Source organism: Dermabacter sp. HMSC06F07 (assembly GCF_001807345.1).
Taxonomy (GTDB): Bacteria; Actinomycetota; Actinomycetes; order Actinomycetales; family Dermabacteraceae; genus Dermabacter; species Dermabacter hominis.
The window spans coordinates 1-21,173 of the sequence record NZ_KV788579.1; the positions used below are offsets into that span (position 1 = coordinate 1).

A 21,173-nucleotide genomic window follows, 5' to 3' on the forward strand; every position below is an offset into this window, starting at 1 on the left:
CGAAGGTGACGATGACGGGCGCTTCAACGTGTACTGCGGAATCGAGCGGATTGATCTTTCGGGCAGCGAGAGCTGACGGCCGGGTTCCCTCCAGCACCGTGTGCCACGATGGCTGTGTCCGTAGACATCCCTCTTGGAGGAGGAACCATGAAGAACAAGCTCATTCTTGCGACCGGCATCGCTATTGGTTTTGTGATCGGCTCGAAGATGGGCCGTGAGCCCTACGAGAAGCTCGAGGCGACCGCCAAGCAGTACGTCGATGACCCGCGTGTGCAGGAGAGGGTTGGCCAGGCGCGCGAAACCGTGTCGAAGGTGGCGAAGGACGCGGCTGAGACCGTAAAGGACAAGGCCCCCGAGGTTGCCGAGCAGGCCAAGAGCGCCGCGAAGGGCGCGGCATCGGCGGCCAAGGACAAGGCACAGGAGGCACGCGCCTCCCACAGGGCGAGCACGCCGACGGTGAAGGCCACCGATACGTCGAGCGACTCGAGCGTGGCCGGCGGCGACGCTGAGGTGCACGAGGCGAAGTAACGCTCCACGCGGCACTCGCCGCTGGTGCACAAAGAGCGCTCCCGGCGATCGATGCCGGGAGCGCTCTTCAGATTAAAGCAACCGTCGGAATCTCATCTCTAGCCCTTGACGCCGCCGGCCGCGGCAAAGCCGGTGCCGAGGCTCCGGCCGAGCGCGAGGTACAGCACCACGATCGGGGCGGAGTAGAAGATTGAGAACGCCGCGAGCTGACCGTACGCCACCTGGCCGTACTGGGACGAGAACGTGTAGAGGGTGACGGCTGCCGGGAGTTTCTCGGGGCTGAGCAAAAGCATGAACGGCACGAAGAAGTTACCCCACATGCCCACGAACGTGAAAATCGTGGCGACGGCGAGGCCCGACTTCATGAGTGGAAGAACGACCGAGAGGATCGTGCGCACCACACCTGCGCCTTCCGTCCATGCGCTTTCCTCAATCTCGACGGGCACTGAATCAATGAACCCTTTCGTGAGGAAGACGGCGTAGGGAAGCGACGACGTGGCAAGGAACAGGATCGCGGCGGGCATCGAGTCAACGAGGTTGACCTGCACGAACATCGAATACACGGGGATCATGATCGCCGTGATCGGAAGGCCCGTGGAAAACAGGATGCCGAGAAGCAGCGGGCGCCGTGCCCGGAAGCGATACCGAGAAAAGGCGTAGGCGCATAGCACCGCGACCGTCATCGTGATGAGTGTTGCGCACCCGCACAGCACAAGCGAGTTGAGGAGCGGGCGGAACGTCGTCTGCTCGTTCCAGATTGCCTGATAGTTACCGAGACTCCAGTGTTCCGGCGCTTTCACCGCGAGAGTCGCTTCGGTATCGAATGACGCAAGCACGACCCACAGAATGGGGATCGCGAAACCTACGCTAATGAGGGCGATGACGATCGAGGAGAGGACGGACGTGAGACGCCCGCGCGCCGTGTGAGGCTGGTTTCCGCGGTCGCTTTTCGCACGGGCCTTCGTGGGAGCTGCGGTGGTCATCGCTTGTCCTCCTCGGGCAGAAGCTTCAGGTAGATGAGGGAGGCAATCGCCCCGATCGCGAGCAGAATGAGCGCGACCGCGGTGCCGTAGCCGAGCTGGCCGTACGAGAACGCCTGCTCATACATGTACAGCGGGAGGGTCTGGCTGCGGCCGGAAGGCCCACCGCCCGTCATGATGAAGATCAGGCCGAAAACGGAGAGCGTCTGCAGCGTAATCAGCATGAGGTTCGTGGCGATCGCCGTGCGCATGAGCGGCACGGTGATGCTGATGAATCGCTTCCACGCGCCAGCGCCATCAATCTCGGCTGACTCGTACACGTCCTTCGGAATAGAGGTGAGCGCCGCCGAATAGATGAGCATCGTGAACGCCGTACCGCGCCAAATGTTCGCGAACGACACCGCGAGAATCGGAGCGCTGAACAGCCAGTCCTGACCCGGTAAACCGATGCTCGTGAGGAGAGTGTTGAGCGAACCTTGATCCGCGAAGAACGTGTACAGCAAGTACCCCGCGACGACCTCTGGGAGGATCCACGCGAGAATCACGATCGAGGTGCCGATGAACGTCACGAGGCGGTTGGCCTTCTCCATGAGGAGTGCGAGAACCATGCCGAGGAGATTTTGGCCGATCACCGCGGACACCAGGGTGAAAATCAGGGTGAGGACGACGGCGTTCCAGAACCTATCGTCGCTAAAGGCGGTGATGAAGTTGTCCAGCGCGACGAACTCCACGGCTTTTGCGTTCTCGCCACGCACGGCTTTATTTGTAAACGCGAGATAGATCGAATAGACGATCGGGCCGAGCATGAAAATCGCGATGAGCAGGAACGCGGGAACCATGAGGAGGCCGCGGCGAGGCGTGAGGTGATTCCCGAGCGGAGTCCGTTTGCGATTGGTTGGCGCGCTTGTTGGCGCCGCTGCGACGGCATTTACGGATGTACTCATGAATGACGCACCTCGATGTTGTCCTTGCCCACCAGCTCGGTGAGCTTGGTGTCGTACCAGGCGGCTGCCTGCTCGGGAGTCTTGTCGCCCACCATCACGGTGTCCATGGCGTCTTGAAGAGCGGAAGACACTTCGGGATAGACCGCAAACGCCGGCCGGTAGTAGGCGGCTTCGAAAATGTCGGTGAAGAATCCGACGGTTGGCGAGTAGGTCCTGTATTCCTCGTTTTTCGCGACGTCCTTCCTTGTCGTGAGGTTGGCGCCGCTCTTGTTGCGGTAGACGAGACTCTCGAGCGTGCACAGTTCCTTGATGAGTTCGAACGAGAGCTCTCGGTCGCGCGCGTGGGTGGGGATCGTCCATCCCCAGCCGCCGGCGAGGGTGGTCAGCCCCGGTTCTTCTCCATTTTGCGTGGGCATCTGGGCGAGGCCCACATCATCCTGCCATGTGGGCCACGGTGCGGGGCCGTCTGGTGCCCACTGGTTGGAGATCCACGAGCCGTCAATGAGGATCCCGAGTTTGCCGGCAGGGAACATCGTCGATTGGATCGCTTCGGCGATGTTCGGGTCGAGGTGCTGGGAGACGGGCAGTGTGAGCTTCTCGTCGAACTGGCGCTTGTAAAACGCCAACGTGTCGATGAAACCTTGTGACCCCGCGACCCATTTCTTCGTCTCGGGGTTGTAGAGGGTGTCGCTCGTGCCATACAGCAGCATTTCGAAGCCCTGCATCGAGGCTTTTTCGCCCTGCGTTTTCCCGCAGTACATGAACATGCCCGCAGCATCGACGTTCGCGTCACGAATGGCCGCGGCCGCTTCGGCGATCTCCTCCCACGTGCGCGGCTGCCACTCGGTGGGCAGGCCGGCCTTTTTGAAGACCTTCTTGTTGTAGTAGATGCCGCGCGTATCCGTTTCAGTGGGAACGCAGTGCGCACGCCCCTCGGGATCGACGGCTGCCGCTTGGGAAGCAGGGTAGAGGTTGTCCCAGCCCTCCCAGCCCTTGACGAGATCGTCGATCGGTTGAATGTATCCGGCGGCAACGTCGGAGAGCAGGATGAAGGTGTCTTCGAAAACGAGGTCGGGGCAGCTTCGGGGCGACGACATCAAGAGTTCGTTCTTCGTGAAGTAGTCGTTCTCCGCGGCGACGATCGGGACGAGCTCGACGCTCACGCCGGGGTGCTTCTTGGTGAACTCCGCGATGATCTTCGTGAGCCACTGCTGGAGGGTCGTGCCCGAACCAAATTGCTGATAGGCGACCTTGAGCGTGGACGAATCGCGCTCGCTCGAGCAGCCTGCGAGCATCGCGAGGGGGAGTGTGCTCGCGATTCCTCCGGTCACCTTCAGGAAGGTTCGCCGTGAGGATCGCTCCGTCACCTTGACTGATGGACGCATGGCGCGACTCCTTTCATAGGACGAATTCGCCGGTGTAGGTGGCGTCGCTTCCATACAGCGCACGGGTGAAGGCGCTGACCTTCGCTGACTGATCGCCAGGCTGAAGCTCGTATGTCACAAACGCCCCGAAGCCGTCGTCAACCGTGCGCTGGGCGAGCCTTTCAATTCCGCGGAGGGAGATCCCGCTCGCCTTCGAAAGATCGATCGCGGCTGCGCCGTAGCGCTCTTTTGGCAGCCCCGGGACGTCGAAAACGTTGTACTGGTTGTAGTACGGATTCCATGCGTAATCGACGAGCTGGCCCGCGCTGAGGCCTCGATACTCGGCGTGCTCGGAACTCGGGCCGATGAAGTAGAACGAGATCACTCGGTTGGGCAGTCGTTTGCGCAGCGATGACAGCATCGCGAGGAAGGAAAAATCGTTCGGCTCGCCCGTGCCGTTCTTGCCATATTCGACCCATTCATCGTCGAGGTCTACGCCGTCGAGGCCGTAGCGGCGAACGGTACGCGAGACCTGTTTCGCGAAGTCGTCGGCCGCCTTGCGGCTCGGGAAGTTCGCGAAGCCAGCGCCCTCGTGGTTGCCGAGGACGGAAAGGAGGACCTTGATGCCGCGCTGCTGGAGAGGGCGGATCGTGGTCTCTGCGTTGTCGAGGACTCGCTGAACATTGTCGTTCATGTGAAGGTAGGCTTTTTCGCCGTCGTAGTTGATATTCGCTGCGAAAATAACCACGTAACCGAATGCTGGAGTGCCGTCGGAAAGAACATAATTGCCGACGTTCAGAATCGAATTACTGTTGACTTCGATATAGGCGACCGAGGCAATTCTCGAGCCGCGTCCGGGGCGGTGCGGTTTTGCAAGTGCAGGTGACGCCAGCGACAGCGCACCTGTGGCAGCGGCAAGGGTGACGCTACCGCGAATAAGGGCGCGGCGGGAAAGTGGGCGATCCATGTCTCACTCCGTTGTAGACGCATATGGGCCAATCGCGCAGCTATGACGCGATTCACACACGAGGGTAAGGCCCCTACCTGGGAATGTAAAGGCGCAAGAGGGGCACGAGCCGTGTTGCCTCCGCGGTGCGGGATGCGAGAAAGTGGGAGCATCGAAGACCGGAAGAAGGTCGACGTCCGCCAATGTTGGCGGCCGAGAACCCCGAGCGAAATGAGCTAAGAGTGCCCCGCTTTGCCACCGTCGGAACCCCCCACCCCCAAGGCATTGAACTCGCCCCTGAACTCCTTGAACGCGTGTCTGCCCGCGTGCGCGACGCTGCTGACGAGGACGTCGCCGAGGCCGTGGTGCGATTCCTTGACAACACCGCCCGCACGACGGTTCGTTGCCGCGGCAAGGGGGACACGTTCGTGATGACGGGCGACATCCCCGCGATGTGGCTGCGAGATTCGTGCGCGCAACTCTCGCCACTGCTTCGCCTGGTCGGCGAGGACGAAACCCTCGGTGACCTGATCGGCGGCCTGCTCGCGACGCACTGGCGCATGATTCTCATCGACCCGTACGCAAACGCCTTTAACGAGGAAGCCAACTCAAACCGCTGGGATGACGACGAACCCGAGCCGAGCCCGTGGGTGTGGGAGCGCAAGTTCGAGATTGACTCGCTCGCCTACCCGATTGACCTCGCCGCGCGCCTGCTCGCAACCGGCAACACATCCTGGATCACCGCCGACACGCTCCCAGCCCTTGAGGCCGTCCTCGAGGTCCTCGAAACCGAAACCCACCACGAAGAACGCTCGGCGTACACGTTCGTGCGTCGCGACTGCCCGCCCACCGACACGCTCGTGCGCGAGGGGCGCGGGCGGCTCACTGAACCGTGTGGGCTCGTCTGGCAGGGCTTTCGCCCGAGCGATGACGCGTGCGCACTCGGCTACAACATCCCGGGAAACCTCTTCATGGCCGCCGCTCTCAGGGCCGTGCCGGCGCTCGTGGAGGCATGCGCGACGGCCGGATTTAGCGAGGCGCCGGGGGAGCAGGGTGAAGGGGTCCGACGTCTGCCCCTGGGCGAGCGTGCCGACCTCGTACGCGAGGGGATCCTCAAGGGGATTGAGGTGCACGGAATCACGCGCGATGAGGGGGGTGCCCGGTTCTGGTACGAGGTTGACGGTTCCGGTGAAGCCCTCTTCATGGATGACGCGAACGTCCCCTCGCTTCTGTCTCTCCCGTATCTGGGCGTGATTGATGCCGAGGACCCGCTGTATCTCGCGACACGCGCGGCCGTGTTGAGCACCGCCAACCCGTTCTATTACGAGGGATCGGCGCTCGCGGGAGTCGGCTCCCCGCATACGCCCGAGGGCTACGTGTGGCCCATCGCGAAATCCATCGAGGGGCTCACCTCGACCCACATCGACGAGAAGCGGGCGATTCTCGAGTTGCTCCTCGCGACGACCGGTGGAACCGGCTATATGCACGAAGGGGTCGACTGCAACGATCCCACGGCGTTCACGCGCGAGTGGTTCTCGTGGTCCAATGCGATGTTTTGCGAGCTTGCCCTCGACGTTGCGGGGATCTCTCGCCCGTCGCTCGTGGCCGAGCCGCTTCTCTAGCTCTCGACGCGCGGCGGGAGAGTGTCGCGCGCGTGAAGGCGCGGGCACGCGAGTTCGCGTGTGCGGGGCTCGGGCCCGGGATTGTCGCGCATGTCGCGGAGGACTTCCACCGCGGCGCTTCCCATCTCGGCGGGGCTTCGCTCGAGCGTCGAGACCGCAGGGGTACGGAGCGTGAGGCCCGGGGTCGATTCCCACGACACGACGCCCGCGTCTGCGGGGACGGCGACATCGAGGTCGCTGAGTGCGCGCAGGGTCGCGAGAGTGAGGTCCTCGCTCTCGCACACGAACGTCGTCGCGGCCGTGAGGTCGAGCATCGAGGCGAAATCGCGAATGGCCGCGCAGGTGTCGTCGAGCTCGCCCAAGGGGATGCCGTGCTCAATTGCCGTGATCCCCGGGCGGCTGCGCCTGAGGGCCTTGAGGCGAGCCTCGCCGTGACTGTAGCGGGCGTGCGAATGGAGGTAGGCGATGCGGCGCGTTCCGTGGGCCACGAGGTCCTCGATAAGCGTGTCCATGACGAGAGCGTCGTCGATGAAAACGGAGGAGAACGGCTCGTTCGTTCCGGGCTTGCCGATGAAGACGGTGGGAACGCCGAGCGTGTTCGTAAGCGCAGGCCGCGGGTCGTCGGGGCGAGGGTTGACGAGGATGAGCCCGTCGATGCGGGACTCGCCGTGCCACTGGCGAATCGCCGTGAGCTCATCCTCGAAGTTCTCGACAATTTTGAGGACGAGGGCGACGGGGCTCGACGAGAGTGCGTGCTCGACGCCCGCGATGAGCTGGAGAAAGAAGGCGTCTCGCGCGAGTTCGGCGTAGGACGACGTGATGATGAGGCCGATCGCGTTGACGCGCGAAGTGGACAGCGCTCGAGCGGCACTGTTTGGGGTCCACCCCATGTCGTGGGCGATCGCCATGATTTTTTCGCGGGTGGGTTCGGCGACTCCCGGACGCCCGTTGAGCGCGAACGACACGGCGGTACTCGAGACACCGGCGGTGCGGGCGATATCGGCGATGGTGGGGCGGGCCATGCAGTCCATGATACCTTTTGAGCTAAAGCGCTTTAGGTGAGCGCATGGGTATCCAGCGACAACGAGGTGACGCGATGAATCAACAGCACGCGTGGGGCGCGAACTACACCCCCCGAAAAGGCTGGTTCCACTCCTGGGCGAACCTCGATCTCGGCTCGGTCGACAACGACTTCGCGACCCTCGCCGATCTCGGCCTCGACCACGTGCGCATCTTCCCGCTGTGGCCGCTCCTGCAGCCCAATCGCACTTTCATCGACTCGAAAGCCATCGATGACGTCCTCGCCGTCGCCGACGCCGCCGGCGACGCGGGCCTCACGGTCTCCGTGGATCTCCTCCAAGGTCACCTGTCGAGCTTCGACTTCCTCCCCTCGTGGGTGAGTACGTGGCATCGCCGCAACATTTTCACCGACGCCGACGTCGTGGACGGCCAGCGCGCCCTCGCGCGCACCCTTGCCGCCGAGCTTTCCACCCGCACACATGTCTCGGGCCTCACCCTCGGCAACGAGATCGGTCAGTTCGCCGCCCCACGGCACCCCGAACGCCACGAGATCTCCCCGAGCGAGGCCTACGCCTGGCTCGACGGCTTGCTCGCCGAGGTGCGCGGGGCCTTCCCGAGGGGAGCACACCACCACTGCTTTGATGATGACACCTGGTTCGTCGATGCTCACCCCTTCACTCCCCGCGCGGCCGTTGAACTTGGTGACTCCACAACCGTGCACTCGTGGATCTTCGGCGGCGCGGCGCAGCGCTACGGCGTCGATGCCCCCGAGCTTCCCCACTTCGCCCGCTACCTGCTCGAAGTCGCAGACCTCTGGCACAGGGTGAGCGGGCAACCGTCGGACCGCTCCGTGTGGCTCCAGGAAGTGGGCGCGCCAACGCCGTGGGTGAGCCCCGAGAACGCCGCCGATTTCCTCGAGGGAACCGTTCGCGCAGCGTGTGGGTACCGAAACCTCTCGGGTATCACCTGGTGGTGCTCCCACGATGTTTCGAGAGCGCTTGCCGACTTCCCAGATCTGGAATATAGCCTGGGTCTCATCGATTCCGAAGGAGTGGTGAAACCCGCGGGCGAGCGCCTCCGCGACCTCATCGCTCTCGAGAAAGCCGGCGAGCTTGCCACGACCCCAACCTCGACGCCGAGCGTGATCGTGGAAGGGCTGAAGGCCGATGGCTCGAACCGCTCCCTCACCAATACAGGATCCGATGTCTTCGGCGAATGGATGGACTTCGCTCGCCGTGGAGAGTACCGAAGCCTCGAGCTCGGATAGCGCGAGCACCGTCGTTCGCCACACGCCGATCACGACCGTGCCCGCCCGCAACCCGAACGCGCAGCAGACCCTCGACGAAAGGCCAACCGATGTTCAACAACCGCGCGCACAGCGAGGACCGGGTCCGACGGTTCCTCGCTGAACAACTCCCCGCGAGGCGCCACCTCGATACCGCGCCCGTCTCGATCGAAGCGTGGGAAGTGCCCGGCGAGCCAGTTCCCTTCGACGAAGCGAAAGCGCAGACCTATAGCCCCATCGAGGTCGGCGCTCGCTGGGGCCGCCCCTGGTCAACGCTGTGGCTGCACGTCACGGGCGAGGTCCCCGAAGGATGGGCGAGCGACGACGAGCGCGACGTGGAACTCCAGCTCAACCTGTCGTTTACGAACATGCCGGGTTTCCAAGCCGAGGCGCTCATCTGGAATACCGACGGCACCACCGTCAAGGCGGTCAATCCCTACAACCAGTACCTCACGCTCGAACCCGGCACCACGAGCTTCGAGTACTACCTCGAACTTGCCGCCAACCCCAACGTCGCAGGTGACTGGACATTCGCGCCGACGAAGCTCGGTGAGTGGGAGAGCGCGGGAGACGACCCGATTTACGGCCTCACGGAACTTCGCCTCGCGTGGCGCTCGACAACGATCTGGGAGCTCGAACAGGATGTCGTTGCGCTGAACGGCCTCATGCATGAACTCCCCGAGGACAGCACGCGCCGCCAGGACATCCTCCGCTGCCTTGACGACGCGCTCGACGTCGCCGACCCGGATGATCTGCACTCGACGGCTCACGACGCGCGCGAGGTGCTGCGTCGCGAACTCGACAAGCCCGCCAATGCCTCCGCGATGACCGTGATCGCGACCGGCCACGCCCACATTGACTCCGCGTGGCTCTGGCCCGTGCGCGAGACAGTGCGTAAATGCGCGCGCACCTTCTCCAACGTGTGCTGGCTCCTCGAGCATTACGACGACCTGACGTTCTCGTGTTCATCGGCGCAGCAGTACCAGTGGATCCGAGATTTCTACCCCGAACTGTTCGAGCGCATCAAGGAGCACGTCGCGAGCGGCCGTTTCATTCCCGTGGGTGGCATGTGGGTCGAGTCCGACACGAACATGCCCGGCTCCGAGGCAATGGCCCGGCAGTTCATTCAAGGTAAGAGCTTCTTCTTGCGCGAGTTTGGGCTCGAAACCACAGAAACCTGGTTGCCCGATTCCTTCGGATATTCGGGCGCGCTTCCGCAAATTTGCGCCGCCGCGGGCAACACCAACTTCCTCACCCAAAAGGTCAGCTGGAACCAGTTCTCCGTGTTCCCGCACCACACGTTCTGGTGGGAGGGCATCGACGGCACGACCCAGTACACGCACTTCCCGCCCGCCGACACCTACAACTGCCAGCTCACCGGCAAAGAACTCGCATACGTCGAGAAGAACTACAAGGACAAGGGCCGCAGCCACATCGCGCTTAGCCCGACCGGTTGGGGCGATGGCGGTGGCGGCCCCACGCGCGAGCAACTCGCGGCGGGCCGCCGGGCCGCGAACCTCGAGGGTTCGCCGAAGGTCGAGTTCTCGAGCCCCACGGCATTCTTTGAGCGCAGCCGCGCCGAATACGCCGATGCGCCACGCTGGAACGGTGAGCTGTACCTCGAGCTGCACCGCGGCACGTACTCGTCACAGATCCGCGGTAAGCAGGGCAACCGCCGGAGTGAGGCGCTCATGCACGACGTCGAGAAATGGAGCGCGCTCGCCGCACGCCTCGATGACTCGTTCGAGTACCCCTATGCGGAGATCAACGAGCTGTGGGAAAAGGTCCTCCTCCTCCAGTTCCACGACATCCTCCCCGGCAGTTCGATCGCGTGGGTGCACAAGGAGACCGAACACAACTACGAGGGCATCGCGGAGCGCGGCGAGGAACTCGTCGAGAAAGCCCTCGAGGCAATCGCGAGGGCAAAGGACACGGGCGCGGGGGAGAGCAGCGGCGATGGTGAAACCGCGGGCGAGGTTACGTGCGAAGAGTCCGACGGCTGCTTCGCCCTCAGCAACGGCCACGTGTCCGCCACGATCGACGCCGACGGCCACCTCGTGAGTCTCCGCGCCGGCGAAAGCGGACGCGAGCTCATCGCTCCCGGCGCGAAGGGCGCGCTGCTCCAGCTTCACCGCGATACTCCCAACGCGTGGGATTCGTGGGACATCGACGAGTTTTATCGGCGCATTGGCAGGGACCTGGCAGCCGTCGGACCCGTGAGTGTTGAGCGCGAAGGCGAGGCGGTGCACGTGCGCGCCACCTACGAGACCCGCACGGAGGGCGTGCGCACCGAGGAGCGTCCGTACCCCGGCGCGCCCTCTAACGGGACCGGCTCGAGGATTGTGCTCACATACGTGCTCGCGCCCGGCGCCAAGGGGCTCGAGGTCGTGCTCGACGTGGATTGGCACGAGCGCAAAAAGGTTCTCAAGCTCGCGCTCCCGTTCGACCTGCGCGCGGCGCACATGGCGAGCGAGATCCAGTTCGGGCACATCGAACGCCCCATCCCCGTCAACACGCTCGACGACTTCGGTCGCTTCGAGACGTGCGCGCACCGCTGGGTGCGCGTGCACGAGGGTGATCGGGCCGGCTCGGCCGTCGCGCTGGCGAACGACTCTTCGTACGGCCACGACGTGCGCCGATGCCTCCGCGAGAGCGACGGCGGCACGACCACGATCGTGCGCGCGACCGTGATCCGCGCGGCCGAGTTCCCCGATCCGCGCGCTGAGGAGGGGCAGTACCGGATGCGGTATTCGCTCGTTCCGGGTGCGTCGATTGCCGACGCAATCGACGAGGGCACGCGACTCAATCAGGTGCCGCGCGATGTCGATCACGACCTCGTGGACGCTGCGCTTGCGCGCATCGAGGGGGAGGGGACCTCCCTGCGCCTCCAGACGCTCAAACTCGCCGAGGACCAGTCGGGCGATCTGATCGTGCGCCTATACGAGTCCGAGGGGAGGCGCGGCGAGGGCGTCGTTGTGGTGCCTGGCGCTGAGGAGATTGTCGCTGTGGATCTTCTCGAGCGTGAGCTGACCGAGGAGTCGGTGCTGCACTACCAGGCCCAGCGCGCTGACGGCGACCGGATCACGATCGCGGCCCGACCGTTCCAGATTGTGACCCTTCGCGCCCGCTTTTAACTGGATTCCATAGGGGCTGTGGGGGTTTGGGCCCGCGGGCAGAGCGATCTGCTTGCGGGCCCTCAGTCTTTCGTGTGGCTGAGGAGGCGTGTACACTCAACTTTAGCGGTTTAGTTATCACCGGTCTGGTGCCGCTCACGACATCTCAAGGAAGAGGTACACGGCAATGAAAACAACTCGTCGCGCGGTTCTCGGTGCAGGCGTCGGGCTCATGGGGCTCACCCTCGCGGGATGCGGTCTGAGCGGTGGCGGCGGCAGCGCCGAACAGGATAACGCCGCCAAGGAAGCCAAAGAAGGCAAGGTCGAGGGCGAGATTTCGTTCCAGACCTGGTCGCTCAAGAACGAAAAATTCAGCCCCTACTTTGAAGACCTCGTCGCGAGGTTCGAAAAAGAAAACCCGGGCGTCAAAGTCAAGTGGATGGATCAGCCCGGCGAAGGCTACGAGGATAAGCTCCTCGGCCAGGCAAACTCCGGCGCGCTCCCTGACGTCGTCAACGTTCCGCCGAACTTCGCGTACTCACTCGCAAAGAACGGCATGCTTCTCGACCTCGCGAAGGCCGACGACAAGCTCAAAGACATGTACGTCGAGGGCGGCGTCAAGGCCTACGAAATGCCGGGCATCGACGGCAGCTACGGCTACCCGTGGTACCTCGGTACCGACATGTCCTGGTGGAACATCGATGCGCTGAGCAAGTTCGGCGTGAGCGAAGATTCGCTGCCCACGACTTTCGACGAGCTCTACGACCTGGCCATGGAAGCCGCCAAGCAGGGGGGATCCGCCCCGATCATCTCCTCGCTCCCCGAAATCATCATCACCTCTGGTGACGACGGCAAGTTCAACTTCAACACCGACGAAAACGTCGACTTCCTGCAGAAATACGTGGAGCTGTACAAAGCCAAGGCCATGCCGGTCGAGGTGCTGAGCGATAACTACACCGGTAACGCCCAGCTGTACAAGCAGGAGAAGGTTCTGTGGACAACGGCGACCTCGAGCTACCCGACCGAGCTCAAGACCGATAACCCCGGCCTCATCGAGAAGACGGTCGTGACGAAGCGTATGGGGCAGCCGCCTCTGTTCGTACAGGGCATCGCCGTCTCCGCAAAGTCGAAGGCCCCTGCCGCAGCACTCGCCTTCGCGAAGTTCGCGACGAACACCGAAAACCAGATCGAGTTCGTCAAGCTCGCACAGGGCTTTTTGCCCGGCACGAAAGAAGCGGCAGCCGACCCCAGCAAGTTCGCCGAGAAGTCGGACATCGAGCTGCAGAACAAAGCAGTTGAGCTGGCCGCCGAGTCGATGAAGACCGCTGTCGACCCCACGAACGTCATGTGGACCGAAGACATGAAGACCAACATGGGGCAGCAGATGGCGCTCGCCATGCGCGGCGACATCACGGCTAAAGAGGCGCTCGACGCAGCCGTGAAGTACGGCAACGATCAGCTCAGCTGACACCCCTGGCCGGGTGAAGCCCCTCGGGCCTCGCCCGGCCCCTTCACGCCGCACCGTTGGAAGGAAAGAAGTAGCGTGCGTTCATACAAGTGGTACGTCCCGTGGCTCCTCGTAGGCCCCGCAGTTGTGTGGGTTGCCGTTTTTGCTCTGTGGCCGTTCGTCAACACGGTCGTCCTGAGCTTCACGAATGCGCGCCCGCTCACGGGCGGAACCTTCGTCGCCTTCGACAACTATGCGGCGCTCTTCAGCGATGCGCGCGTGTGGACATCGCTCGGAACGACGCTTGCCTTCACCGTCGCGTGCGTCCCCCTCCTGACCTTCTTGCCGCTCTTGCTCGCTCTCCTCGTGCATCGCATGATCCCCGGCATCTCGTTCTTCCGAACTACTTTCTACTTCCCCGTCATCGCCTCGGTTGTTGTCGTGGCCCTCATCTTCCAGTGGCTCTTCGACTCACGCGGCGTCATCAACGAAACCCTGCAATTCCTCGGCCTCGTTCAAGGCCCGTTGCCGTTCCTCGCCTCGCGATGGGGCCTCATTTTCACGGCCGTCGTCCTCACCGTATGGAAAGGCCTCGGGTACTACATGGTCGTGTACCTCGCGGCGCTCGCCAACGTTGGCACCGAACTCCACGAAGCCGCAGCCATGGACGGCGCAAGCGCCTGGCGCCGCTTCTGGTCCGTCACCGTGCCCGGCGTGCGCGGCGCAATGTTCCTTGTGAGCGCCCTCATCACCGTGAGCGGCATGCGCGTGTTCTCCGAACTGTACGTGCTCTCGAAAGGCTCGGGCGGTCCAGGTGGCGAGGCATCCTCGCTCGTCATGCTCGTCCAGCAGGTCGGCTCAGGCCTCAACGGCAGGCTCGGATACGCTTCGGCGCTTTCCGTGCTCCTCTTCCTCTTCACGGTGGGGCCGCTCATCCTCGTGGCCTACCTCAACAACCGGCCAGACTCGAACGCGCACTAAGGAACTGATCGGAATGTCCACTCTCGAAACCGGAGCCGGCAACGTGAACCCGGAAGCCGTCGGAACCTCTTCCCGCACCTACCGCAACACGAATCGCCCGTGGCGCAGCAAGGAATCCGGGGGATTTAATAAGCCGACGCTTGCCGGTTTGATCGTGCGCTACATTCTGCTCGTCGCGATGTTCTTCGTGTCGGTGGGGCCGTTCCTGTGGCAGCTCAGCACGAGTTTCAAAGGCCCGAAGGACCCGATCTATCAGTTCCCGCCGTCGCTTCTGCCGAGTGATTTCACGCTCCACAACTACGTCGAGGTTGCCAACACTGTGCCGATCCTCGGCTACGCCTGGCACTCGCTTATCGTTGCCGTGACGCTCGCGATAGCGAATGTCGTGTTCTCGACGATCGCCGGTTACGCCCTGGGCTGCTTGCAGTTCAAGGGCAAGAAAATCGCGCTCGGGATTCTCTTTTCGACGCTTCTCCTGCCTGGCGAAGTGACCCTCATGAGCCAGTTCCTCACGATCAAGTCGCTTGGCCTCGCCGACTCGCTCGCGGGCGTCGTCCTTCCCGGCCTCATCGGCGCTGTCAACGTTCTTCTCATGATGGCGGCGTGCCGATCGATCCCGCCGGCGCTCCTTGACGCGGCCGTGATCGACGGCGCGAATACGTGGCAAATCATCACGCGAGTGGTGTGGCCGAACGTGCGGGGCATGGCAAGCGTCGTCGCGATCTTCGCGTTCATCGGCGGGTGGGATGACTTCCTGTGGCCGCTGCTCGTGCTGAGCGATCCCGACAAATACACGCTCACCGTGGGCATGCAGTACCTTAACTCAAACTTCGGTTCCAACCCGCGCGTCATCGCCGCGGGCACCATGATTGCGCTCGTGCCGATCATCCTGTTCTTTGCCGTGTTCCAGCGCTTCTTCTTCAAGGGAGTGGAAGACGGCGCGGTTAAGGGGTGAGTGAAGCGCCGCGGCGTAGGGGCCGCGCGCCCGCGACCCGGCGAGAGCTCTGCGAACAGCCCGGTTATCGATAGGCTACGGGGGACCTCCCCGGCCCCCTCGCCTGGAGTACGGGGCAGCTTAGCCACGCACTCCGGTGGCCCGCGAACGAGAGGACCGCCATCATGCACCACGCCGTGAAAGTCACGAGCCGGCCGTCGCGCCGAAACTTCCTCACGGTGACGGGCGGTGTAGCGGCAACGCTCCCGCTATCGATGCTGACCGGGTGCGCGAGCGAACGCGACGCCTCGACGCTGCGGATCGCGTTCCAACAGTTCGGATCAGACAGGAACCTCGAGCAGTGGCTGACGGGAGTAGCCGCGAGCTTTACCGCGAAACACCCGGAGGTGAAGGTCGAACTCGTGCCGATCGTGGCCGCGGCGAATGACTACTTCACCAAAAATGAGCTGCTTATGTCCTCGCCACGCAGCTGCCCGGACGTCGTGTTCGAAGACTCCTTCATTCTCCAGTCCGACATCGCCGCCGGTTACCTTCAACCGATCGATGATCTCGTTGACGCGTGGGAGGCCTGGGAGAGTTTCTACCCGGCCTCCAAGGAGGCTGCCAAGGACCCCGAGGGGCGCGTGCACCTTATTCCCACCGAGACCGATACGCGCGGCATCTACTACCACAAGAGAGTGTTCGAGAAGGCGGGACTTCCCACCGAGTGGCAGCCGAGCACGTGGGACGACATTGCCGAAACCGCCGCGGTGATCCGCGACGCCGACATCGGCGCGACCGGCATGTTCATGTACTGCGGAAAAGCGCAGGGCGAATCAGCCTCGATGCAGGGCCTCGAGATGCTCCTCTACGGCACGAACGACACGCTCTACAATCCCGAGACGAAGAAATGGGTCGCGCGATCGCAAGGCTTCATTGACGCGCTCGCGTTCTACAAGCGCCAGTTCGACGAAGGGCTCACACTCCCCGCAGCCCGCCACTTCGACCCGAATCTCATGGAGGCCGTGCAGGCCACGATGTTCCCCGCGGGCGAGCTCGGCATCCTCATCGATGGATCGTGGATCTCATTCCTCTGGGCCGAAGGCAGCCTCGCCCCCTGGCCCACGTGGCCCGATGACGTCGGTGTCGCCTTCATGCCCACCCAGCACGGCGAAGCCCCCGGATCGACAACTCTCGCGGGAGGCTGGGGCTGGGCGATCCCCACGCACGCGCGTGATCGCGACCTCTCGTTCGCACTCGTCAAGGAGCTATGCAGCCTCGAGCACCAGGTTCAGCGCAACATCTCGGGAGGCACGCTCACGACGAGGAGGGACGTCGCGCAAAACGAGGAGTACAGGGGCTATTCGCCAACCGTCGGATTCTTCACCGACATGCTCGAGGGCGCCCATTACCGGCCCGCCTTCGCGGTCTATCCCGAGGTGTCCTCCGCTATCCAGGACGCGATGGACACCGTGATGGTGGGCGACAAAACGCCGGAACAGGCAGCGGCCTGGTACGACGCGAAGCTTGCCGAACTCGTTGGCGGCGCGAACGTCGAAACCCGCAAAGCCTGAGCGCCGAGGGAGGGATTGCCCCCGCTCATGAAGGAGCGGGCTAGGACTTCACCGCACCCTCGGCGATACCCGCAATGAACTGCTTCGCGCCAATGATGAACACGATGATGAGCGGCACGACCGCGATCAGGGCCGAGGCCATGAGCATGCCGTAGTCGCTTCCGTGGGCTGTCTTGAGCTGACTCAATGCGACCTGGAGCGTGAGCTTATCCGGGTTCGTGAGCACGATGAGGGGCCACATGAAGTCGTTCCATGCGCCGATGAACGTGAACATGCCGAGGAAGGCGAGGGCCGGCCTGATGAGCGGGAGGCACACGTGGCGGTACTGGCGCAGGAAGCCACAACCGTCGATGCGGGCAGCCTCGAGCAACTCGGTTGAGACCGAGTTCGTTGCGTATTGGCGAAGCCAGAACACGCCGAACGCGCTCGCGAGCGACGGGAAGATCAGGGCCTTGAGGTCGCCGGTCCAACCGAGCTTGCTCATGAACAGGAACTGCGGGATGCTCGCGAGCTGGGCCGGCAGAAGGAACGTGGCCATGATGATGAGGAAGAGGCCTTTTTTGCCGGGGAACTCGAACTTTGCGAAGGTGAATGCGGTGATCGACGAAATGAAGAGCCCGAGCACCGTCACGGACAGGGCCACGACCAGGGTGTTGCCCATTGCCGCCCAAATGTTGATCTTCGAGGTGATGGTCTCGATGTTGGTGCCGAGACGATCACCGGGAAGCACATCCGGCGGGAACTTGAAGATCGCGGACGACGGGTGGGTCGCGAGGATGAACATCCAGTAGAACGGGAACAACGAGACGAGCGCGCCCGCCGTGAGCGCGATGTATTTGAGGATCGTGGTGATCCGGATCGGCTTGCGGCGGCGAACAATCGTGTCCGTATGAGTCTGAGCTGTCATGTCGAGGCGCCCCTTAGTCCTTGCGCTCGCGGGTCACGAGCCAGTTGATGATCGAGAAGAACATGACGACAACGAAAACGCCCCACGCAATCGCGGCGCCGTAGCCGTAGCGGTTCTCTTGGAAGGCCACCGAGTAGAAGTACATCACCATGGTGAGACCAGAGTTGTTGATGCCGCCCGCACTTGCTGCACCTCCGGAGTTTGAGGAGGTCAGCACCTGCGATTCGGTGAAGCTTTGGAGTGAGCCGATCGTCGACATCAGGGTGACGAACAGGATGATCGGCCGCAGCTGGGGGAGGGTGATGCGGAAGAAGATCTGCCACGAGTTTGCGCCGTCGAGTGCGGCGGCTTCGTAGAGGGATTTATCGATCGCCTGGAGGCCGGCGAGGATAAGCAGCGCGTTGTAGCCCACGAACGCCCAGGTCGTGAGGCATGAGATCGCAATCTTGATGCCCCATTCGGTTTGAAGCCACGCGATGTTCTCGAAACCGAAGACGTTGATGATGGCGTTTGCGATACCGAATTGGCTCGAGAAGATCGAGCTGAACAGCATACCCATCGCGACCATCGACGTGATGTTTGGGATCAGGTAGATGACCTTGTAGGTCGTCGAGAACCTGAGGGTCGAGTTGAGCATGAGGGCGAGGATCGTCGCGAGAACGAGGGTCGGCACAGTGCCCATGACCCACAGAATCAGGGTGTTGACGAGGGATTTGTAGAAGAGGGGATCGGAGACCAGGTACTTGAAGTTGGTGAAGCCGATCAAGTCGAAGTCGCCCAACCCCGACCAGTTCGTGAACGCGAGCGCCATCGTGAAAACGACCGGCATCGCACCGAACACGAAAAAGAAGAAAAAGTACGGCGAGATGGCCAGGTATTGCGGCAGCGCCTTTTTGATGCGCGCCCCGAGTGGCCGGGGTTGGGGATTGTTCATATCTGTTACTTCACCTTGATGCCGGCCTGTTCGGCGATGCGCTTAGCGGCCGTGACCGCGTCGTTCCACGCCTTTTCAGGGTCCTTGCCTGTCGATTCGATTTGTTCGAGCTCTGCAGTGAACGGTGCGATGACCGATTCGGAGTTCGGGTCTTCATACAGCGGGCGAACGGTTTCGGCGGCGGCGCTGAAGACCTCCGCGGCTTTTTGGCCGCCGAGGAATTCGACGGCACCGTCGACCTCGGGCATCGAGTGCGCCTCGGGTGCAGCGGGGAAGTTGCCGCTGAAGGTGTACTCGACTGCCTGGTTCTTCGCGTTGAGAATGAAGGAGATGAGCTCGAACGACTTCTTCGGGTCCTTCGCGCCCTTCGGGATAGTCAGGAACGAACCGCCCTGGTTGACGGCCTCACCAGGGTGCTTGCACACGCGCCACTTGCCGGCAGTTTCGGGGGCGTCGACTTTCATGTCGGCGAGGTGCCACGACGCGCCGAAGTCGGCGGGCAAGCGCCCTTCGTTGACAGCTGCCGCGGAGTCAGCGGTCTGCGAGTCAAGGGCGGCGTTGATGCCGGCAGCATTCGCCTTGACCGAGAGATCCCAGGCCTTGCGGATGTGGTCCTGATCGCCGATGAACATCTGGTTCTCATCGATAAAGCCCTTGCCGCTTTGGCGGTAGGCGGTGCTGAAGATGCCGGCGCTGTTGCGGATCAGGTAGGTGCCAGGCTTCTTGGCGATGAGTTCCTTGCCGAGTTCGAAGTAGGCGTCCCACTCGCGAATCGCGGCTTCGAGTTCGGCTGGTTCGAAGGGGAGTCCTGCTTCTTCAAACACGTCGATGCGATAGAAGAGGGCGGTGGGGCCGATGTCGATCGGGATACCGAGCTGCTTGCCGTCTTTCGAGGTGGCCTGCTGCCATTTCCAGTCGAGGTAGTCGCCCTTGATGTCTTTCGCGCCGAGTTCGTTGAGATCCTCGAAGTAGTCGGTCTTCGAGAGGAAGAAGGCGATGTCTTCGCCCTTGACGCCGGTGATGTCGGGAAGGCCGGAGCCGGCGCTGAAGGTGGTCGTGAGCTTCTGCTTGAAGTCGCCACCGATGACATTCTGGCGGAAGTTGATGTCGGGGAACTGTTCTTTGACGGCCTTGAGGGTGTCCTCGCTGAAGCCCTCGGGCCAGGTCCATAGAACGAAGTCCTTGTCGCTGCCGCCACCCGAGGTGGAGCCGGATTTACCGGTGGAGCAGCCCGTGAGGGCGAGAGCGACGGGGCCGAGGGTGAGCGCGCTGGCGCCCAGAAGCGAACGGCGTGAGATATCCATGGAAAACTCCGTAATTCGGAAAGCGTGAGGTTATAGGAGCTACTGAGTCCGCAGCCGTCGCGAACACGGAGCACTGAACCTTACTTCCGGGTATTGATGATGTGAATATTCGCGGGGATATAAAGCTATCCACACGGTTGGGGTTATGAATTGTGTGTGCCCCGCCGACGGTGGCGGGAAGGGCCGCGGTGCCCCAATTCGCTGGCTCCGCTGCCCGTTCGAGTATAGCGCGCGAGCGGGGGACTTTGCCCGCGCGCAGTGCGCGGTGTGCGGGCGGCTGCTCGTGCCCGAGAGCGCGTCGACTGTAATCGCATTAGATGCGCGGCTTTGGGTGTCTTTTGCAAATTGACGGGACAGGCTTTTGTCATCGAAAAGATCTGTATACAGATTATGTGGCCCGGGGTGGCGTGCGGGATGCGGCACGAGAGCGGTGCACTGGGCGAGGTGACCTCGACGAGCATCGACGAGAACTGTTGCCGGCGCATGCCGACCCTGACCGGGCTCAGGCCGCCTCGCTACCGTGGAGGCATGAGCGACCTCCTCCCGAACCCCTACTTCTACCAGCAGCTGCCTACCCTCTTCAGCTCGGGTGCGGCCGTGATCCGCGACGAGCACGGTCGAATCCTCGTGGAAAAACCGAACTACCGCGACCACTGGCTCTTGCCGGGCGGAGGCGTGGATGCCGGCGAGGACGCGCGAGAGGCCACCGCCCGGGAGCTGCGCGAAGAGCTCAACCTGGATCTTCCGGTCGGCCGGCTCCTTTCGGTGAGCTGGGTGCCGTCGAGCGCCGCCTACGGCGCACCGATGGGAGTTCACTTCGTGTTCGATGCCGGGGTGGTTCCCGAGGCGGAGCTTCGCGATCGAGTGCGTCTGCAGGAGGAAGAGCTTGAGGCGTGGGATCTCATCGACCCGCGGGACGCGGCGATTCTCTCGCCGTGGGGCGCCGAGCGCGTGTGGCATGCTCTCGATGTTCTTGAAGGCCGCTCTGAAGTCGACCTTTTCGTGGTTAAGCGAGGCGGGATCGCGGAAGCGCCGTGAGGTGGGGCAGGCGTCGGAATGGTCCGACGCTTGCCCCACCACCGGTGCTGCCGCTGTGATCACGCGAGTGTCAGGCCGGCCTGTTCGGCGATGCGCTTGGCGGCCGTGACGGCATCGCTCCAGGCCTTCGCCGGGTCCTTCTTCGACGATTCGACCTGCTCAAGCTCCGCGTAGAACGGCGCGTTCACGGTTTCGGAGTTCGGGTCTTCATAGAGCGGGCGCACGGTTTCGGCGGCGGCGCTGAAGACCTCC

17 protein-coding genes and 1 pseudogene are annotated in these 21,173 nt (G+C 63.0%); 9 read left to right on the top strand and 9 right to left on the bottom strand.

What is annotated here, in order from left to right:
• Positions 1-147: 147 nt before the first annotated feature.
• A complete protein-coding gene (locus HMPREF3157_RS03850) occupies positions 148-528 on the top strand; it encodes a hypothetical protein (protein WP_016663739.1) in 381 nt (126 codons plus the stop codon).
• Between the two features lie 98 nt (positions 529-626).
• Here HMPREF3157_RS03850 and HMPREF3157_RS03855 read toward each other — a convergent pair whose 3' ends face one another.
• The 4 genes from HMPREF3157_RS03855 to HMPREF3157_RS03870 are packed head-to-tail and all read right to left on the bottom strand — an operon-like array spanning position 627 to position 4,783.
• Complete coding sequence (locus tag HMPREF3157_RS03855; protein ID WP_083288045.1) at positions 627-1,511, bottom strand: carbohydrate ABC transporter permease; 885 nt, start codon at positions 1,509-1,511, stop codon at positions 627-629.
• Positions 1,508-2,452 (bottom strand): carbohydrate ABC transporter permease, encoded by a 945-nt coding sequence (locus HMPREF3157_RS03860; protein ID WP_070435574.1) that lies wholly within the window; start codon positions 2,450-2,452, stop codon positions 1,508-1,510. Before HMPREF3157_RS03860 ends, HMPREF3157_RS03855 begins: the two co-directional genes overlap by 4 nt.
• Positions 2,449-3,837, bottom strand: coding sequence for an extracellular solute-binding protein (locus HMPREF3157_RS03865; protein WP_070435575.1), 1,389 nt, complete (start codon positions 3,835-3,837; stop codon positions 2,449-2,451). The genes HMPREF3157_RS03860 and HMPREF3157_RS03865 overlap by 4 nt, the downstream gene beginning before the upstream one ends.
• A gap of 13 nt (positions 3,838-3,850) precedes the next feature.
• The gene (locus HMPREF3157_RS03870) at positions 3,851-4,783 is read right to left on the bottom strand and encodes an endo-beta-N-acetylglucosaminidase H (protein WP_070435576.1); all 933 of its coding nucleotides are present in this window, start codon (positions 4,781-4,783) and stop codon (positions 3,851-3,853) included.
• Between the two features lie 221 nt (positions 4,784-5,004).
• Between HMPREF3157_RS03870 and HMPREF3157_RS03875 the strand changes: the two genes are divergently transcribed.
• On the top strand, positions 5,005-6,384 hold the full coding sequence (locus HMPREF3157_RS03875; protein WP_070435577.1) for a glycoside hydrolase family 125 protein: 1,380 nt from the start codon (positions 5,005-5,007) through the stop codon (positions 6,382-6,384).
• On the opposite strand, the gene HMPREF3157_RS03880 is transcribed toward HMPREF3157_RS03875, so the two are convergent.
• Entirely contained in the window at positions 6,381-7,406 is a 1,026-nt protein-coding gene (locus HMPREF3157_RS03880) for a LacI family DNA-binding transcriptional regulator (RefSeq protein WP_168161685.1), read from the bottom strand. The two genes, HMPREF3157_RS03875 and HMPREF3157_RS03880, sit on opposite strands and share 4 nt — an antisense overlap.
• 74 nt (positions 7,407-7,480) lie before the next feature.
• On the opposite strand from HMPREF3157_RS03880, the gene HMPREF3157_RS03885 reads away from it, so the two are divergent.
• The 6 genes from HMPREF3157_RS03885 (at position 7,481) to HMPREF3157_RS03910 (ending at position 16,738) form a co-directional block, all read left to right on the top strand.
• Entirely contained in the window at positions 7,481-8,671 is a 1,191-nt protein-coding gene (locus HMPREF3157_RS03885) for a glycoside hydrolase 5 family protein (RefSeq protein ID WP_070435579.1), read from the top strand.
• A gap of 89 nt (positions 8,672-8,760) precedes the next feature.
• Positions 8,761-11,823: an alpha-mannosidase gene (locus HMPREF3157_RS03890; RefSeq protein ID WP_070435580.1), complete on the top strand. Its 3,063-nt coding sequence runs from the start codon at positions 8,761-8,763 to the stop codon at positions 11,821-11,823.
• A gap of 166 nt (positions 11,824-11,989) precedes the next feature.
• Entirely contained in the window at positions 11,990-13,270 is a 1,281-nt protein-coding gene (locus HMPREF3157_RS03895; RefSeq protein WP_034371711.1) for an extracellular solute-binding protein, read from the top strand.
• A 75-nt stretch (positions 13,271-13,345) separates the two neighbouring features.
• Positions 13,346-14,230: a carbohydrate ABC transporter permease gene (locus tag HMPREF3157_RS03900; protein WP_034371714.1), complete on the top strand. Its 885-nt coding sequence runs from the start codon at positions 13,346-13,348 to the stop codon at positions 14,228-14,230.
• A 13-nt stretch (positions 14,231-14,243) separates the two neighbouring features.
• The gene (locus HMPREF3157_RS03905) at positions 14,244-15,185 is read left to right on the top strand and encodes a carbohydrate ABC transporter permease (protein WP_070435581.1); all 942 of its coding nucleotides are present in this window, start codon (positions 14,244-14,246) and stop codon (positions 15,183-15,185) included.
• A 164-nt stretch (positions 15,186-15,349) separates the two neighbouring features.
• Positions 15,350-16,738, top strand: coding sequence for an extracellular solute-binding protein (locus HMPREF3157_RS03910; RefSeq protein WP_083288046.1), 1,389 nt, complete (start codon positions 15,350-15,352; stop codon positions 16,736-16,738).
• Between the two features lie 40 nt (positions 16,739-16,778).
• Here the strand turns inward: HMPREF3157_RS03910 and HMPREF3157_RS03915 are convergent, their stop codons facing one another.
• Genes HMPREF3157_RS03915 through HMPREF3157_RS03925 form a run of 3 tightly spaced genes read right to left on the bottom strand, consistent with a single transcriptional unit; the run spans position 16,779 to position 19,883 of the window.
• On the bottom strand, positions 16,779-17,645 hold the full coding sequence (locus HMPREF3157_RS03915; RefSeq protein WP_070435582.1) for a carbohydrate ABC transporter permease: 867 nt from the start codon (positions 17,643-17,645) through the stop codon (positions 16,779-16,781).
• A 13-nt stretch (positions 17,646-17,658) separates the two neighbouring features.
• Complete coding sequence (locus HMPREF3157_RS03920) at positions 17,659-18,579, bottom strand: carbohydrate ABC transporter permease (protein WP_210386263.1); 921 nt, start codon at positions 18,577-18,579, stop codon at positions 17,659-17,661.
• Between the two features lie 5 nt (positions 18,580-18,584).
• Positions 18,585-19,883, bottom strand: a complete 1,299-nt coding sequence (locus HMPREF3157_RS03925; RefSeq protein WP_016663753.1) for an extracellular solute-binding protein — start codon at positions 19,881-19,883, stop codon at positions 18,585-18,587.
• Positions 19,884-20,411: 528 nt separating this feature from the next.
• Between HMPREF3157_RS03925 and HMPREF3157_RS03930 the strand changes: the two genes are divergently transcribed.
• Complete coding sequence (locus HMPREF3157_RS03930) at positions 20,412-20,921, top strand: NUDIX domain-containing protein (RefSeq protein ID WP_034374495.1); 510 nt, start codon at positions 20,412-20,414, stop codon at positions 20,919-20,921.
• A 59-nt stretch (positions 20,922-20,980) separates the two neighbouring features.
• Here the strand turns inward: HMPREF3157_RS03930 and HMPREF3157_RS10740 are convergent.
• Positions 20,981-21,173: pseudogene (locus HMPREF3157_RS10740) on the bottom strand (sugar-binding protein); the annotation flags it as partial.